The organism is Methylobacterium sp. WL120 (assembly GCF_008039465.1).
In the GTDB taxonomy this organism is placed as follows: Bacteria; Pseudomonadota; Alphaproteobacteria; order Rhizobiales; family Beijerinckiaceae; genus Methylobacterium; species Methylobacterium cerastii.
Window position 1 is genome coordinate 1 of record NZ_VRUT01000123.1, and the last position, 14,533, is coordinate 14,533.

The window sequence follows — 14,533 nt, forward strand, 5'->3', positions numbered from 1 at the left end:
CCCCTGCTCCGCGCCGCCGCCCGCACGCCGACCGATCCCGACGGCAGCTTCCCGCGCGCCGCCCTGGCGATCGCGCTCGAACGCGCCGGCGAGGCGACGGACCGTGGCTTCGCGCCGGACCGCGACCCCGCCCTGGTCGCGACCGGCCGCGGGCGCCTGCGCTTCGCCGACGACGCGACCGCCGCCCGCCTCCTGCTGTCGGAATTCGGCTGGACGTTCCATCGCGGATGACCGAGGGGGCCGGCCCCCCTCGGCCTCTTGGGGCCCGGGATGGTGGGTCCCTCAGTGCGACTTCACCAATCCGCGCACGGGCTCCGCCGCCGCGTCGCGGGCCGGGAAGGCGCGGCGTATCGCGTCCACGAAGGCGTTGGCCGGGCCGTCCCAGTCGTGGCGGGCGACGTGGGCGCGGGCGCGGGCCGCGTCGAAAGGCAGGCGCCCCTCCACCGCCGCCTGCATCAGGGCAGCGAGGCGCTCGATGCGGTCCGGCGCGTCGAGGTCGAAGTAGCTCGCCGCGTCGCCGCCCGATTCGGGGATGGCGGTGACGTTCGAGGCGATCACCGGCGTGCCGAGCGCCAGGCTCTCCAGAACCGGGATGCCCCAGCCCTCGCCGGCGCTCGGGAACACCAGGGCGGCGGCGTTGGCGTAGAGGTCGCCGAGGCCGCGGTCGTCGATTCCGGCCACGTGCACCACGTCCGCCATGGACGAGAGCCGCGCCAGCGTCTCCGGGTTCTCCCCGTCGGGCTTGCCCACCACCACGAGGCGGGCGGCGCCGGGGCTGAGCCGCGCGAAGGCGTCCAGCGTCAGCGCGAGGTTCTTCCGCGGCTCCAGCCGCCCGACCATCATCAGGTAGGGGCGCCCGTCGCGGATCGGCGACCGGGTGATCGCCCCGGTGCGGGGCGGGCTCGTCCCGCAGCGGACCTCGACGATGCGGTCCGGATCGATCCGGTAGGTCCGGGCGATCGAATCGCGGCTGTAGCGCGAGATCGTCACGACGAGGCGGGCGCGCTTGGCACTGATCCGCGTCAGCAGGCGGGTGCGCCAGCGCATGCCGAAGGCGAAGAACGCCGGATGGGTCTCGAACAGGATGTCGTGGACGACGACGACCTGGCGCGCGCCCGGCACCAGCGGCGGGGCGATGTAGGTGGTCAGCAGGGCGTCGATCCGGTCGCGGTGCACGAGCCAGGGCCAGACCGCCAGCAGCCGCAGGGCGCGGGGCACCCGCGGCAGCCGGACGTGCTCGACGTTTGCGCCCGCAATCATCGTCGCGGCGCGCGCGGGGTCGTCGGAATAGATCACGTAGGTGGCGTCCGGGTGGCGCGCGACCGCGCGGCCGACCACGTTGACGAGCCAGGTGCGGCTGCCCTGCATCTTGCCGACGAGGACGTGGGCGTCGATTCCGATCCGGGTCATGTCACGGGCTCCGATAGGCGCCGAAGGTCGGGGCCTCGTTGGGGGCGTAGGGGCGGCCGATCAGGTCCCGCGTCGCGCCGAGCGCGATGCCGGGACGCGAAAGCGCACGCGTCAGCGCGAAGCCGTTCGCGAAGGGATTCGTGGGGTCGGCGAAGGCCGGCGCCTCGGTGAGGTCCGGCGCGGGCGCTCCCAGCGGCAGCGACGCGCCGTCGTCGGTGCGGGCGGCGCCGTAGGCGTAGAGCCAGCCGCCGGGCGCGTGCCGCAGCAGGTTGGGGCCGATGGCGTTGCCGCGGCCGGTGCTCGTCGCCTCGACGACGACGGCGGCGACGCCGCCCCGCGTCGCCACCACGATGTTGTTGAGCACCCGGTTGTCGACCGTGCGGGCGACCTGCTTCGTGTAGTCGCTGGCCAGCACGATCTCGCCCTTGTAGGCGTGCCGGCCGCCGGAATCGGCCATGTTGCCGACGACGGTGTTGTTCGAAACGAGGTTCCGGCCGGCGTCGAACAGGTTGATGCCGGCGCCGTCGTTGCCGGTCGTCACGTTGAAGGCGACGAGGTTGTCGTCGCACCACTGATCGACCTGGATGCCGTTGCCGTCCTGGCCCGTCGTCTCCCGCTGCCCGGTGACGACGTTGTAGCGGATGGTGTTGCGGTCGCCCGCGTCCTGCCCCGCATCCTTGGCGTAGACGTGGATGCCCGAGGTGCCCGACATCGAGACGCCGTTGTCGTGGACCCGGTTGCCCTCGACGACGTAGCCCGACCCGTTGATCTCCATCCCGTGGATGCCGCTGCCGGAGACCGTGTTGCTCGCGATGATCGTCGGGTCGTCGGGGGGCGCGTTGATCACGTCCACGGCGATGCCGTGGGTCTTGTTGCCGGTGAGCCGGTTGCCGAGGATGCGGTGCCCCGCCCCGGAGCCGTCGCCGATCCAGATGCCCAGCCCCGAGGCGTCCACCGCCGAATCCCGGACGGTGACGTGGTGGCTGCCCCGGCGCAGGATGAAGCCGGAATTCACCGCCCCCCGCACCGTCAGCCCGGACACGGTGACGTAGGCCGCGTCCTCGAACACCACCGAGTTCGACAGCACCGGCTCGGTGCCGGGCACAGCAGCCACCGTCACCGGCGCCTCGGCGGTGCCGCGGGCGCTGACGACGACCACGCCGTCGAAGCGGCCGCCCTTGACCAGCACCGCGCTGCCGGCCGCCAGGCTCGCGAAGGGCACGGCGGACAGCGCCGCCACCGTCCGGTAGCCGGGCATCGTCGCGCCCGCCGGGTCGACGAGGATGCGCTGCAGGCTGGGGGGCTCCGCCGGCTGGCAGGCGGTGGAGGCCGCCAGCATAGGCAGGAGCGCGACGATCGCCGTCGCCCGGAGGCGGATGCTCATGCGGCCTCCGCGAAAGCGCGGGCGATGGCGAGCCGCTTGCGGCGCTGGAACAGCCGCCGCCATACCGTCCGCCCGGCGGCCGGGCTGAGGCGGGTGAGCGAGCGCGCCGCCGCGCGCCAGCCGGGCAGGGCGACCTCGGGCATCACGAGGTCGGCGAGCGCGTGGCGGCGCGCGCGACCGAAGGGTTCTGGGCCGACGAGCCCGAGGCGGGCGAGGTCGGGGGCGAGGTCGGGGCGCTTGCGGTACCACAGCACCAAGGCCGCCCCCTCGCGCTCGGCGATGCGCAGATAGGCCGCCTCGTCGAGGAAGTGGTGGTGGTAGGCCAGCGCCTGCGGCTCGTAGAACAGGCGCATCCCGCGCCGCGCCAGCCGCTCGCCGAGCTCGATGTCCTCGTGCCACGTCAGGCGCGGATCGAAGCCGCCGGCCTCGCGCAGGAAGCCGGCGTCGACGCTGACGTTGCAGGTCAGGAACGCGTCCCAGCCGAGCTCGACCTTGCCGGCGAGCGCGTCGTAGGAGGCGTCGTGGTGGAGCGCCGCGAACGGCGAGAACGGCAGCGCCGGGTCGATCGTCATCCGCCCGAGGATCGCCGTCTCGCGTCCGCCCCGCCGGGCGTGGGCCGCGAGGTGCGCCGCGACGAGGTTCGGGCCGGGGATTGTGTCGTCGTTGACGACGAGCAGGCGCGTGCCGCGGGCGGCCGCGATCGCCCGGTTGCGGGCGGCGTTCGCCCCCGCATTCTCCTGGCGCAGGTGCACCACCGGCCGCCGAGCGGTCGCGACCGCCCGGCTGATCACCGCGCCGGTGCCGTCGAGGGAGCCGTCGTCGCAGACCACGATCTCGAAGGCGGCTTCCGTCTCTTGGCGATCGAAGGCGGCGAGGGTCAGCCGCAGGGTCTCGGCGCGACCGTAAGTCGGGATGATCACCGACAGGATCGGGGTGTCGGCGGGCGTGTCCGGCGTCATGACGAGGCTTCCGGGCTGGAGAGTTGCGGGCTGGTGAGGGAGGGGCCGGCGAGGGGATCGCGCGGGCGCAGCCACAGGCCGCCGGCGAGCGCGAGCAGCGCGCCGGCCGGCAGGGCGACGGGGGCGAGGGCGGCCGGGCTCGCGAGGACGCAGGTCGCCATGGCGAGGGTCGGCACCAGGATCGCCGGCCAGTCGCGGGGCAGGAGCGGTGCCCCGACGGACCGGCGGAACGCGAACACAACCACCGCGAGCATCGCGAACTCGGCGGCGAGCGCCGCGAGCGCGGCGCCCGTCGCGCCGGCCCGCGGCACCAGCACGAGGCAGAGGACGGCGTTCACCGCGCAGCCGGCGGCGCTGAACGGCACCGCGAAGCCGGTGCGGCCGAGCGCGACCAGGGCCGAGAACAGGATCGTCGCGGCGATCATCGCCGCCGCCATCAGCGCGGCGATGCGCAGGACCGGCACGCTGGCGGCGTAGTCCGGCCCGAACAGCAGGCGGACCAGCGGGTCGGCCAGCACCCAGGCCGCGATCACGCCGGGGCCGGCGGCGGCGAGCACCAGGCGCAGCGCGAGACGGGTCTGCGCCGGCAGGGTGCCGGCGGCGGCGGCGCGCCCGAACACCGGCAGCAGCGGGGCGGCCAGGGTGATCGCGACGGCGACCCCGAGCTCGAAGAAGCGGTAGCCGGCGGTGAACAGCCCGACCTCGGCCGCCCCCGCGAAGGCGGCGAGCGCGAGCAGGCCGATGCGAGCGTTGAGCGTGCCGAGCGCGTTCGAGACGCCGACGCCGGCCGCCCCGCGGATCGTGGCGAGGCCGTCCGTAAGAGCGGCGACGTGCAGCGGCACGAGCCGTCCGGCGAGCACCAGGGCGAGGGCGCCGTAGGCCGTCCCGGCCGCCACCGCGACCAGGGGCAACACCGCCTCCGGCGCGTCGAGGGCCAGCGCCAGCGCGGTCCCGACGACCAGCACGGCGGCGTTGGCGAGGGAGGGATAGGCCGACCAGCCGGGCCGGCCGCAGACCTGGAACAGCGCGTCGAGGAAGCGGGCGGCCACGAGCGGCATGGCGAGCGCCGCCAGCGTCAGCGCGGGCCGCGTCGGCGCCGGCAGCAGCGGCAGGGCGCAGAGCAGCGCGAGGCCCGTTCCCGCCCCGAGGATCAGCCGGGCGGAGAGCATCGCGGCGAGGGCGGCGGCCCGCGCCTCCGGCTCGCAGGCGCCGATGCGGGCGGCGAAGGTCAGCGTCGTGCCGAAGTCGGCGGCGATCAGGGCGATCGCCAGGGCGGCGAGCGCGAGGCCGTAATGGCCGAGCACCACCGGCCCGGCCACCTTCGCCACCATCACGAAGGCCGCGAAGCCCGCCAGCAGGTAGATCCCGCGGCCGGCCGCCTGCCCGACGAGGTTGATGCCGTAGCGCATCCCCCTCCGGTCTTGGCCCGTGTCGGTTCGATTCACCACCATACGCATCTTTCGGTGATTTTCGCCGGAAGAATGCTACCTACGATTGTAGGATCGCACGGCCCGGACGGGCATACCGCGAAAACGCCCTATGGTTGCGTCTATAAGTATTATACAACCGTAAAGAGAGTGGCATGCCCAAGTCAGCCGACGTGCTCGCAGCCCGTGACCTCGCCGGAACCGATCCAGGCGGCGTCGCCGCGATCTCCTGGGCGGAGACGCGCGCGGCGCTCCGCGCCGACCGGGCGCATTGGGCGCGCCGCATGCCCGGGCCGGTGCGCCTGCGCCGCGGCTACCAGGCGATCTGGCTCTATCGGATGTCGCGCTACGCCCACGAGAACGGCTGGCGGATGGCGGCGTGGCTGCTCTGGATCGTCAACGGCTGGCTGACGGGCTCGGACATCCCGCCCTCGACCCGGATCGCCGGCGGGATGTTCCTGCCCCATCCCTACGGCACGATCATCGCGGGCGCCGTCGGGCGCGACGCCGCCTTCGGCTTCCAGGCCTCGATCGGCGGCCTCTACAAGACGCCGGACCGCGACGTCGGCGGCGGCCCCGGCCTGCCCCGCCTCGGCGACGACGTCGTCCTCGAGCCGGCCTCGATCGTGCTCGGCGCGGTGCTGATCGGCGACCGCGCCCGTGTCGGGCCGCGCTGCCTCGTGCTCAAGGACATCGAACCCGACACCGACCTGGCGCCGACCGACTGGCGTGCGCTGCCGGGACGGGGCGTCGCGTCGTGAGCGACGCCCGGCCCCTGCCCGAACCGGACCTCGACCACGCCCGCCCGGCGGTGATGCGGCGGATGCTGGCCGCCGACCTCGCGCGGATCGTGCGCCAGATCAGCGGCGACAGGCCGATGTCGCGCGCGCGCGCGGCGATGATGGTGCTGCTGCCGGCGATGCAATGCGCCGCGTTCCACCGGGTCGCCCACCTGCTGCACCTGCGCGGATGGCGGCGGAGCGCTGCCGCCGTCGCCGGGCTGTCGACGCGCCTCACGGGCGCCTCCTTTCACCCGGGATCGCGGATCGGCCCCGGCTTGTTCGTGCCCCACCCGGCCCGGATCGGCTTCTGTGGCACGGCGGGGCGCGACCTCGTGATCCTGCCGGCGGTGGTGGTCGCGCCCGCGCGCCCGGTGCTGGCCGCCGACCCGTTCCCCGCGGACGCGCCGCGCCTCGGCGACGGCGTCGTGGTCGGCGCCCATTCGCTCGTCCTCGGGGCGGTGACGGTCGGCGACGGGGCGATGGTCGGCGTCGGGGTCGCCACCCTGCGGGACATCCCGACCGGGACCGTATCGGTCCAGCGCCTGCGCCAGACCAGCGTCCCGACCCGCGAGCCGGATCCTGTGGTCGCCGAAGACATCACGATCGCGCAAGCCTCCGGGCCCGCCCGGGACAGGAGCGCCGCATGAGACGCCCCCGTAACCTCTATCACCGGGCCGGGGGCCATCCCGTGGCCTCAGCCCGCGACCTCGACGCGGGCCGCGGCCCGGCGGCGGGCGCGGGTTTCGGGGAGCTGCGCGCGCAACACCCGCTCGTAGGCGTCGACGATGCCGTCCCAGGCAAAGGCCTCGGCGTGGCGCGCCCGCGCGCCGGACGACATCGCCGCGAGCTGCCCGGCCGGGGCGCGGGCGAGCCGCACGATGCCATGGCGCAACTCGGTCTCGTCGCCGAAAAAGGCGGCGTCGGGTCCGGCCACCCAGCGGTTGAAGACGTTGTCGTGGGCGAGCACCGGCGAACCGGCGCCGAGCGCCTCGACCAGCGAGGGGTTGGTGCCGCCGACCGTGTGGCCGTGGATGTGGAAGCGGGCGTGCCGGCGCAAAGCCGCGACGCGGTCCGCCTCGTAGATCGCGCCGGCGAAGATCACGTCCGGCCCGGCGGCCGCGCGCACCGCCCGGTGGTAGGCGTCCGCCTCCGAGAGTTTGCCGAGCACCACCAGGGGCAGGCCGGGGCTCACCTCGCTCCAGGCGCGGACCACCTGCAGCACGAGGTTCTCGGGCACGATGCGGGCGATGGCCAAGCCGTAACGCTGCGGCTCAACCCCGAGGGCGGCCAGCGACGCCGCCGGCGCGTCGGCCACGGGGTCAGCCCCGTAGGCGATGGTGGTGATGCGCCGCGTCGCGTTCACGCGGGCGAGGTGCCGGGCGATCTCGGGATGGTCGGCGACGAGGTGCGTCGAGAACAGGCTGCCGCAATGCTCGTTCAGCCAGAACCACACCTTGGCGGGCTTCGACCAGCGGTCCCGGCGCCACTCGATCCCGTCCATGTTCATCACGCTGCGCTTTCCCGTCAGCCGGTAGAGCAGGGAGAACGCGGCGGTGTTGTAGCCGAGCACGAGCGGCAGGGCGGGGCGGAACGCCGCCCGCAGGGTGCATTTCCAGTCGAACAGGATCGTGGCGAGCGGGCCGTCGCCCGGCGCCGCGACCGGGATCAGGTCGACGCCGCGCCAGGTCGAGGGCGCAGTCGGCCGATCGACCTGGCAGTAGACCTCGACCCGCCAGTCGCGGGCGACCAGCTCCAGCGCGAGCCGTTCGGCCAGGGTCTCGAAGCCGCCATGCGCCGCGGGGACGCCCCGCGTGCCGAGGATCGCCACCGCCGGGCGCGCTGCGCCGGCGTGCCGCCCGCCATCGGACGCCCGCACGCGGCGCGTCCCCACCACCCCATCGCTTGAGGAGGACGATTCATGGGCCACGACACCCTTCTGCGCCAGGACGCGATGCCCCATCGGGAGCCGGTCACCGTCGAGGAGCGGCTTTTTCGCGAGATGGGAGCCGGGGGCTATTCCCGGCAGGACCACCGGATGGAGTACATCGTCCGCGTCAACACGCTGCTGCGCCCCGACATGCGGGTGATGGAGTTCGGCGCCGGACGCGGCAAGTGGAGCCATGACCCGGTTCCACTGCGCCGCCAGCTCGGGGACTTCCGCGGGCGCTGCGCCCACGTCACCGCCTGCGACGTCGACGAAGCGGTGCTCGGGAACGAGACGGCGGACGCCGTCAAGCTCGTCGGCCACGACGGGCTGCTGCCCTTCCCCGATGCCAGCTTCGACCTGATCTCGGCCTTCTCGGTGCTGGAGCACATCGAGACGCCCGAGCGGACGGCGCAGGAGCTCGGCCGCATCCTCGCCCCCGGCGGCTGGCTCTGCGCCTGGACGCCCAACCGCTGGGGCTATGTCGGGGTCGGAGCCCGGCTGGTCCCGAAGCGGCTGCACGCCCGGGTGCTGCGCCTGGTCGAGCCACGCCGCGTCGAGATCGACTCGTTCGTGCCGCTCTACACGATGAACACGGAGGCGGCGCGGAAGCGGCTTTTCCCAACTGACCGGTTCGAGCACTTCACCTACGCGTTCGACGGGCAACCGTTCTATCATGGCGAGAACATCGTCCTGGGCAAGTTTTGGGAGTTGCTGTTCCGGCTCACGCCGGGTCCGTTCAAGGGCTATCACATGGTCTTCATCCGAAAGCGCTGAGCGGTTACAGCGCCTTCGTGGTTTCTATATTTGCGAGGTGGTCCGCGAACCGCTTCATGTCGCGGCTCCTGCCCAACAGGTCCGGCCGGCGCCGCAGCCGGCCGAGCAGGCCGTAGACGGCCGCGCGCGCGGTGAACCCGAGCCAGAGCGGCACCGCGAAGAAGGCCGGCGAGGACAGCCGGCGCCCCCCGTTGCGCAGCCGATAGACGCCGGCGAGCCCGTCGAGCCAGCGGGGGGAGCGGGTGCTCCCCGAGCCGCCCTGGAGGTGGACCACGCTGCGGTCCGGCAGGTACTCGACCCGCCATCCGGCGTCGCGCACCCGGCAGCCCCAGTCGACGTCCTCGCCGTAGAGGAACAGCGGGCTCGACAGGCCGCCGATCGCCTCGACCGCCGCGCGCCGCAACATCAGGAAGGCGCCGCAGAGCCAGTCGACGGAGACCGGCCCCGGCGCTCGCGCCTGGCCGCCCGACAGGTAGACTCCGCGCAGGCCGAACCGCCCCGACAGACCAGCCGCGTGTACCGCGACGGTGAGCGGGCGCGGCTCGAACCCGGCGTCGCCGACCTGATGGCGCCCGTCCTCGAAGACCAGGCGCAGGCCGACGGCGCCGACCTGGGGGTGGGCATCGAGGTGGGCGAGCGCCACCGCGACCGCATCCGGGTCGCGCAGGTACGCGTCCGGGTTGAGCAGCAGGATCGCGTCGCCGCGGGCCGCGGCGTAGGCGATGGCGTTGGCGCCGGCGAACCCGTGGTTCGTCGTCTCCGCGATCACGCGGATGTCGGGCCAGGCGGCAGCGATCCGCTCGGCCGTGCCGTCGCCGGACGCGTTGTCGACGACGATCACCTCGTAGGGACGGTCGATCCGGCTCGCCGCGAGCAGGGCGAGGCAGGTGTCGACGTCGGCGCCGGACTTGTAGGTGACGACGAGGACGCTGAGGGCGGGGGTCATCGCAAGCTCGCGCTTCTTCGTTGGGATCTGGCGCGGGACGCCACGCCGCGACTCCCTCTCCCAGCGGGAGAGGGCTGGGGTGAGGGGCGTGCGTCATCCGGAAAGGTCACGCCCCTCATCCTGTCCTGCTCCCCCTGGGAGAAGGGACCCGCGCTCGGTGCGGTGAGGGCGGCGATGCGGCCGGCGCGCTGCGCCGCCGCCACCGCCGCGATCATCCCGAGCGCGGTGTAGAGCAGCTCGGCGATGCCGAGGTTCAGGCGGAAGCCGGGGTCAACGAGGCCGTGGAGGAGGTGGGCGAGGAGCCCGATCGCCGAGGCGCCGGCGATGGCGGCGAGGGGGTCGCCGACCGGCGCGCGCCGCACCGCGGAAAAGCCGCGCCACAGGCCGATCCCGAAGACCAGGGCGAAGGCGGCGTACCCGACGATCCCGACCTCGGTGAGGACGAGGATGTGGAGGTTGTGGACGACGTGGTTCGAGCGGTCGAACAGGCCGGCGAGCCGCGACAGGCCGGTGTGGTCCAGCGTCGCGAACATGTTGCCGAAATTGTTCAATCCGACCCCGAGGATCGGGAACTGCGAAAACAGCGCGAGCGCCGCCGCGTTCAGGGGGCCGCGCTGCGCCGCCGAGCCGCCGTCGTCGGCGAACAGCCGCTCCCAGATCATCGGACCGACGACGATCGCTGCGACGACGCCCACGGCGAGGAGGAGGCCCGCCACGACCAGGCTCGCCCGCGAGAGCAGCCGGTCGCGGTAGACCAGCAGCACGACGAGTGACGCCGAGAGCGGGTAGGTGAGCCACGAGGCCCGCGACAGGGTCAGCACCACGCCACTGAGCGCCGAGAGCGCGCCCATCGCCCCGACGAGGCGCAGCCAGGCCGGGCCGCGGGAGAGCGCCAGAGCCAGCGCGAGCGGCCACACCACCTCGTAATAGTAGCCGAGGATGTTCGGGTGGACCTTGAAGCCGGCGGCGCGGCGCTGGGCCTGGAAGTTGATGTTCTCCTCGACGATCTGCTCCTCGCCGAGCACGCCGAGGCCGAGTTCCGAGCCGGTGACGTACTGCACCGCCGCCGCCGCGGTCTGGACCAGGCAGAGGACGCAGATCGCCAGCGCCAGGGTGCGGACATCTTGCGGGCCGAGGTTGGCGATCGCGACCGAGACGACGAGCAGGGTGAGGAAACGCCACTCGTCGAACCACAGGTAGGTCGGGTCGCCCGCGTTCACGAGGGAGAGCACGCCGGCCGCCATGAAGGCGAGTTGCGTCAGCACCAGGGGCGGATCGAGCGACACGCGCTGCGGGCCGGCCTCGCCGATCCCGACGAGCCGGAAGGCGATGAGCGTCAGCGCCACGAGGAAGGCGACGCTGACGGTCAGCCCGGCGCCGCCGCCGATGCTCGGCAGGTACTGTCCGACCGCCTCGAAGTGCTGGAAGACGCTGACGTCGAGCTTGACCGTGAGCCCGACCGCGAAGGCGACGAGCAGGAACGGCGTCAACCGGACGCGCTGGCCCAGGATCAGGGCGGCGAGGCCGCCGAGCGGCGCGACCAGCCCGACGACGGCGAACTTCGGCGGCGCGCTTGCCAGCGCCACGGCGGCGGCGGCGGCGCCGGCGCCGATCGCCAGCGGCGGAAGGGTGCGGAGCGCGAGCCTCATCCGAGCCGCCGGTAGAGCCAGTCGGGGATCGGCCGCCGGGTCCGGTTGAGGACGACGCCGAGGGCGGTGCCGCCGGCGGCGTCGAGGTCGCGCATCGCCTGCTCGGCCACGACCCGCCGGGTCCGTTCGGCCCCGACGACCACGACGAAGCCGTCGACGAGGGGGCCGAGCGCCGCGGTGTCGCCGATCTGCCCGATCGGCGCGCAATCGAGGATCGCGAGGTGGTAGCGCTGGTCGACGAGCCCGAGGAAGGCCTCGACGCGGGCGTCGTCGAGGCCGGCCTCGCGGATCGCGGCGGCGGTGCCGGCGGGGACGACGTGGAAGCCGTCGGCCACCGGGTGGACGCCGTCCAGGGGCGCCGCCGCGCCGACGACGATGTCGGCGAACCCCGGCTTGCCCGCAAGACCGTAGGCGGCGGCGAGCGCGGGCTTGGCCCAGTTCGCCTCGATCAAGACCACGTCGAGGTCGCGCCTTGCATAGAGCCCGGCGAGCTGGCGGCTGAGCGAGGTGACGCCGTCTCCGGCCTGCACCGCGGTGACGCCGATGCGCCGGAGCGGCGGCCCCTCGCGCCGGTTGAGCTGCACCAGGGCCGGCTCGAGCACTGCGCGGTCGGGCACCGCCGGATCGTAAGTGGCGGCGATCATGCGGTGGCTCCACGGAGGCCGGGGGCGCGGGAGCGCCGCGGCGCGGCGCGGCCCTCGTCGCGCAAGGGGAGGGCGGCGAGCACCGGCACCCCCAGCGAGCGCGCCACGTCCGACGCGCTGCGGTAGGTCTGGGCGAGGATCTCGGCCAGCGCGACGTAGGCCAGAGCCGCGACGAGCCCGAGGCCGGCGGCGAGCCCGAGGATCAGCAGGCGGTTCGGCCCACTCGGCAGCCGCGGCGGCACCGCCCGGGCGACGAGCGCGGACGAGGTGACGGACTGCGAATCCAGGCCGGTCCCGGTCGTCAGCTCGTCGATGCGACGCTGGGTCTGGGCGATCTCGTCGGCGAGCAGGCTCTTCTGCTGGCCGAGCCGGCCGAAGGCGAGGGAGGCGTCGCTCTGGCCGATCGCCGCCTGGCGCCGCGACGCCTCGATGTTGGAGATCGCCGCGATCTTCTCCGCGAGCACCGCGAGCCGGGTGGTGTCGGCGCTGATCAGCGCGCGGTATTTCTGCCGGGCGAGCTCGGTGAGGTCGCGGTCGAGGCTGGCGAATTCGGGCGCCGCCGGGCGGAACCGCGTGGCGAGTTCCGAGCGCCGGGTGCGCAGCTCGGCGAAGCGCTGGTCGAAGGCGGCCACCGTCGGGTCGGCGTCCGGCGGGGTCGGCTGCCAGCGGTCGGGACCGGATTCCTTGGTGCGCCTGAGGCGGGTCTCGACGCCCTCGCGCTCGATCTGCGCCGCCGACTTCTGGCGGGCGAGGTCGGCCAGCGTGCCGAGGTCGTTCTGCTGCTCGATGGCGAAGCTCGCGGTGTTGGCGCCCTTGAGGTATTTGCCGAGCTGCCGGTCGATCGCGGCGAGCTCGGCGCGGGCGCGCTCCAGCTTGCCCGCGTAGAACGAGGCCGGCGTCTCGTCGGCGTAGACCTCGACGTGGCGGCGCTTGTAGGCGTCGAGCAGGCGGTTGAGGGCGTCCGCCGCGAAGGTCGGGTCGGTCCAGGTGAACCCGGTGACGATCACGTCCGTCTCCTTGACGAACACGACCTTGAACGAGGCGAGGTAGGCCTCGAAGAGCTTCTCGTCCGGGCTGAGGTGGCGCAGCAGGCCGACCGCCTCGAGGGGGATCCGCGCGGTGTCGACGATCCAGGTCTTGACCGCCTTGGCGGCGCGCACGAGCTGGCGCCCCTGGTAGACGAGCCAGGCGCCCCATTCCTCGGGGGGCTGGCCGAGGTCGCCCAGCGGCATGATGCGCTTCAGCGCCTCGAACTCGCCGCGCACGATGCTCGGGTCGCGCAGGATCTCGATCTCGTTGTTCACGTTCTGCGCGCGCTCGGAGAACATGTAGTTCTGGTTGGCGCCGCCATTGATCGGGGCGGCCGACTTCTCGCGCCCGAGGCGGATGATGAGCTTGGCGTCCGCGGTGTACTCGGTCGGGGTCAGCAGGAGGTAGATCCCGGCCCCGACCAGGGCCGCGGCCAGGATCAGCAGCGCCGGGCGGGCGTGGCGGAACAGGGCGCCGAGCCCGTCGCGCAGATCGAAGCCATGCCGCTCGAAGCCATGCCGCTCGAAGCCCCGCGGGTCGAGGGCCGTCTCGGTGCCGCTCATAGGGCTGCCCTCGCCGTGGTGCTGGTGGAGGTCGAGGCGGACGGACCGGTGATGTAGTTCACGCCGAAGCCGGTGCCGTTGAAGAGCAGGATCTGGCGGACCACGAGGTCGACCGCGCGCGCGGTCTTGGCGAGCACCGAGGGCGGCACGTAGACCGTGGCGTTCGGCGGCACGACGATCGAGTCGGCCAGGCCCGGCACGCTGATGTCGACGACCTGCACACTTCCTTGCGCGCCCGCGTCGAAGCGGATGATCCGCACCGCCTCGCCGGCCGCGGTCGGCAGGACGCCGCCGGCGGTGCCGAGGACCTGGGCCAGCGTCCGCGGCCCCGACAGGGTGACCGGGCCGGGCACCCGGACCTCGCCGAACACCATGGTGTTGGCCGGAACCAGCGAGGCCAGCCGCACGCTCGGGCTGACCGAGGCGAGGTGGTGCCGGTAGGCGGCGGACAGCGCCGCCGAGACCTCGTTGACGGTGCGGCCGGCCGCCTGGACCGGGGGCACCATCGGCAGGTTGATCTTGCCGTCCGGCTCGATCGCCATCAGCTTGACGCGGCCGATGTCGGACCGCTGGGTCAGGTCGCGGAAGTCGTCGATGGGCGTGCGGAACTTGCGCAGCAGGATCGTGACGACCGGGTTGATCAGGACGTCGTCGTAGGTCTCGCGGATCAGGGTGGCGGCGCGCTCGGGCGACAGGCCGGCGACCATGATGCCGTTCTTGCCGGGCAGCGAGATCCGCCCGTCCGGCCGGACCACAACCGTCCGGTTGTATTCAGGGTGCGTCCGGAAATCGACGTCGAACTCGTCGTTCGGGTTGAGCCGATAGGTCGGCTGGACCACGCTGGAATCGATCAGCAGCGAGACTTCGAGGTTGTCGCCGACGTTGAGGCGGTAGTTCATCAGCCCGAGGCGCATGGTGCGCCCCACCTCCTCCTGCGCCGCGGCGACGACCGCCGGCGGCGCCTCCGGGATGGAGCCGGTCCGCGCGACGTCGCCGACCGCAGAGGGCGCGGCCTGCCGCGCGCGGGTCGCCATGCACC

At 73.5% G+C, this 14,533-nt stretch carries 14 protein-coding genes; 4 read left to right on the forward strand and 10 right to left on the reverse strand.

Features of this window, described 5'->3' with window-relative positions; translation table 11 throughout:
* Positions 1 to 231: hypothetical protein (locus FV229_RS27535; protein WP_187275207.1), on the forward strand; the 231-nt coding region annotated here is incomplete at its 5' end.
* Positions 232 to 282: 51 nt separating this feature from the next.
* Here the strand turns inward: FV229_RS27535 and FV229_RS19580 are convergent.
* From FV229_RS19580 to FV229_RS19595, 4 genes are read right to left on the reverse strand one after another with little or no spacing between them, the layout of a single operon-like run.
* Positions 283 to 1,410 carry a glycosyltransferase family 1 protein gene (locus FV229_RS19580; RefSeq protein ID WP_147753567.1) on the reverse strand — a complete coding sequence of 376 codons (1,128 nt, stop codon included), beginning with the start codon at positions 1,408 to 1,410 and terminating at the stop codon, positions 283 to 285.
* A gap of 1 nt (position 1,411) precedes the next feature.
* The gene (locus tag FV229_RS19585; protein ID WP_147753568.1) at positions 1,412 to 2,794 is read right to left on the reverse strand and encodes a right-handed parallel beta-helix repeat-containing protein; all 1,383 of its coding nucleotides are present in this window, start codon (positions 2,792 to 2,794) and stop codon (positions 1,412 to 1,414) included.
* Complete coding sequence (locus FV229_RS19590; RefSeq protein ID WP_147753569.1) at positions 2,791 to 3,753, reverse strand: glycosyltransferase family A protein; 963 nt, start codon at positions 3,751 to 3,753, stop codon at positions 2,791 to 2,793. The genes FV229_RS19585 and FV229_RS19590 overlap by 4 nt, the downstream gene beginning before the upstream one ends.
* Positions 3,750 to 5,162, reverse strand: a complete 1,413-nt coding sequence (locus FV229_RS19595) for a polysaccharide biosynthesis C-terminal domain-containing protein (protein WP_246688258.1) — start codon at positions 5,160 to 5,162, stop codon at positions 3,750 to 3,752. Before FV229_RS19595 ends, FV229_RS19590 begins: the two co-directional genes overlap by 4 nt.
* Positions 5,163 to 5,335: 173 nt before the next feature.
* Between FV229_RS19595 and FV229_RS19600 the strand changes: the two genes are divergently transcribed.
* Positions 5,336 to 5,941: a serine acetyltransferase gene (locus FV229_RS19600; RefSeq protein ID WP_187275208.1), complete on the forward strand. Its 606-nt coding sequence runs from the start codon at positions 5,336 to 5,338 to the stop codon at positions 5,939 to 5,941.
* Entirely contained in the window at positions 5,938 to 6,609 is a 672-nt protein-coding gene (locus FV229_RS19605) for a serine acetyltransferase (RefSeq protein WP_187275209.1), read from the forward strand. Before FV229_RS19600 ends, FV229_RS19605 begins: the two co-directional genes overlap by 4 nt.
* A 47-nt stretch (positions 6,610 to 6,656) precedes the next feature.
* On the opposite strand, the gene FV229_RS19610 is transcribed toward FV229_RS19605, so the two are convergent.
* Positions 6,657 to 7,838 carry a DUF1972 domain-containing protein gene (locus FV229_RS19610; RefSeq protein ID WP_246688259.1) on the reverse strand — a complete coding sequence of 394 codons (1,182 nt, stop codon included), beginning with the start codon at positions 7,836 to 7,838 and terminating at the stop codon, positions 6,657 to 6,659.
* Positions 7,839 to 7,880: 42 nt separating this feature from the next.
* Here FV229_RS19610 and FV229_RS19615 point away from each other — a divergent pair, with 42 nt between their 5' ends.
* Positions 7,881 to 8,663, forward strand: coding sequence for a class I SAM-dependent methyltransferase (locus FV229_RS19615; protein ID WP_238272757.1), 783 nt, complete (start codon positions 7,881 to 7,883; stop codon positions 8,661 to 8,663).
* A 4-nt stretch (positions 8,664 to 8,667) separates the two neighbouring features.
* Here the strand turns inward: FV229_RS19615 and FV229_RS19620 are convergent, their stop codons facing one another.
* The 5 genes from FV229_RS19620 to FV229_RS19640 all read right to left on the reverse strand — a co-directional run.
* A complete protein-coding gene (locus tag FV229_RS19620; RefSeq protein ID WP_147753571.1) occupies positions 8,668 to 9,609 on the reverse strand; it encodes a glycosyltransferase family 2 protein in 942 nt (313 codons plus the stop codon).
* Positions 9,606 to 11,258 carry an O-antigen ligase family protein gene (locus FV229_RS19625; protein ID WP_147753572.1) on the reverse strand — a complete coding sequence of 551 codons (1,653 nt, stop codon included), beginning with the start codon at positions 11,256 to 11,258 and terminating at the stop codon, positions 9,606 to 9,608. The genes FV229_RS19620 and FV229_RS19625 overlap by 4 nt, the downstream gene beginning before the upstream one ends.
* Positions 11,255 to 11,902, reverse strand: coding sequence for a CpsD/CapB family tyrosine-protein kinase (locus FV229_RS19630; protein WP_147753573.1), 648 nt, complete (start codon positions 11,900 to 11,902; stop codon positions 11,255 to 11,257). Before FV229_RS19630 ends, FV229_RS19625 begins: the two co-directional genes overlap by 4 nt.
* Complete coding sequence (locus FV229_RS19635; RefSeq protein WP_147753574.1) at positions 11,899 to 13,494, reverse strand: lipopolysaccharide biosynthesis protein; 1,596 nt, start codon at positions 13,492 to 13,494, stop codon at positions 11,899 to 11,901. The genes FV229_RS19630 and FV229_RS19635 overlap by 4 nt, the downstream gene beginning before the upstream one ends.
* The coding region (locus FV229_RS19640; RefSeq protein WP_147753575.1) for a polysaccharide biosynthesis/export family protein at positions 13,491 to 14,533 on the reverse strand (1,043 nt) is incomplete at its 5' end. The genes FV229_RS19635 and FV229_RS19640, both read right to left, overlap by 4 nt.

What these genes read in the sequence shown, in the direction of transcription:
- FV229_RS19630 (WP_147753573.1), bottom strand. Translation starts at nt 11,902, where the DNA reads ATGATCGCCGCCACTTACGATCCGGCGGTGCCCGACCGCGCAGTGCTC.
- FV229_RS19625 (WP_147753572.1), bottom strand. Translation starts at nt 11,258, where the DNA reads ATGAGGCTCGCGCTCCGCACCCTTCCGCCGCTGGCGATCGGCGCCGGC.
- FV229_RS19590 (WP_147753569.1), bottom strand. Translation starts at nt 3,753, where the DNA reads ATGACGCCGGACACGCCCGCCGACACCCCGATCCTGTCGGTGATCATC.
- FV229_RS19620 (WP_147753571.1), bottom strand. Translation starts at nt 9,609, where the DNA reads ATGACCCCCGCCCTCAGCGTCCTCGTCGTCACCTACAAGTCCGGCGCC.
- FV229_RS19600 (WP_187275208.1), top strand. Translation starts at nt 5,336, where the DNA reads ATGCCCAAGTCAGCCGACGTGCTCGCAGCCCGTGACCTCGCCGGAACC.
- FV229_RS19635 (WP_147753574.1), bottom strand. Translation starts at nt 13,494, where the DNA reads ATGAGCGGCACCGAGACGGCCCTCGACCCGCGGGGCTTCGAGCGGCAT.
- FV229_RS19580 (WP_147753567.1), bottom strand. Translation starts at nt 1,410, where the DNA reads ATGACCCGGATCGGAATCGACGCCCACGTCCTCGTCGGCAAGATGCAG.
- FV229_RS19595 (WP_246688258.1), bottom strand. Translation starts at nt 5,162, where the DNA reads ATGCGCTACGGCATCAACCTCGTCGGGCAGGCGGCCGGCCGCGGGATC.
- FV229_RS19615 (WP_238272757.1), top strand. Translation starts at nt 7,881, where the DNA reads ATGGGCCACGACACCCTTCTGCGCCAGGACGCGATGCCCCATCGGGAG.
- FV229_RS19585 (WP_147753568.1), bottom strand. Translation starts at nt 2,794, where the DNA reads ATGAGCATCCGCCTCCGGGCGACGGCGATCGTCGCGCTCCTGCCTATG.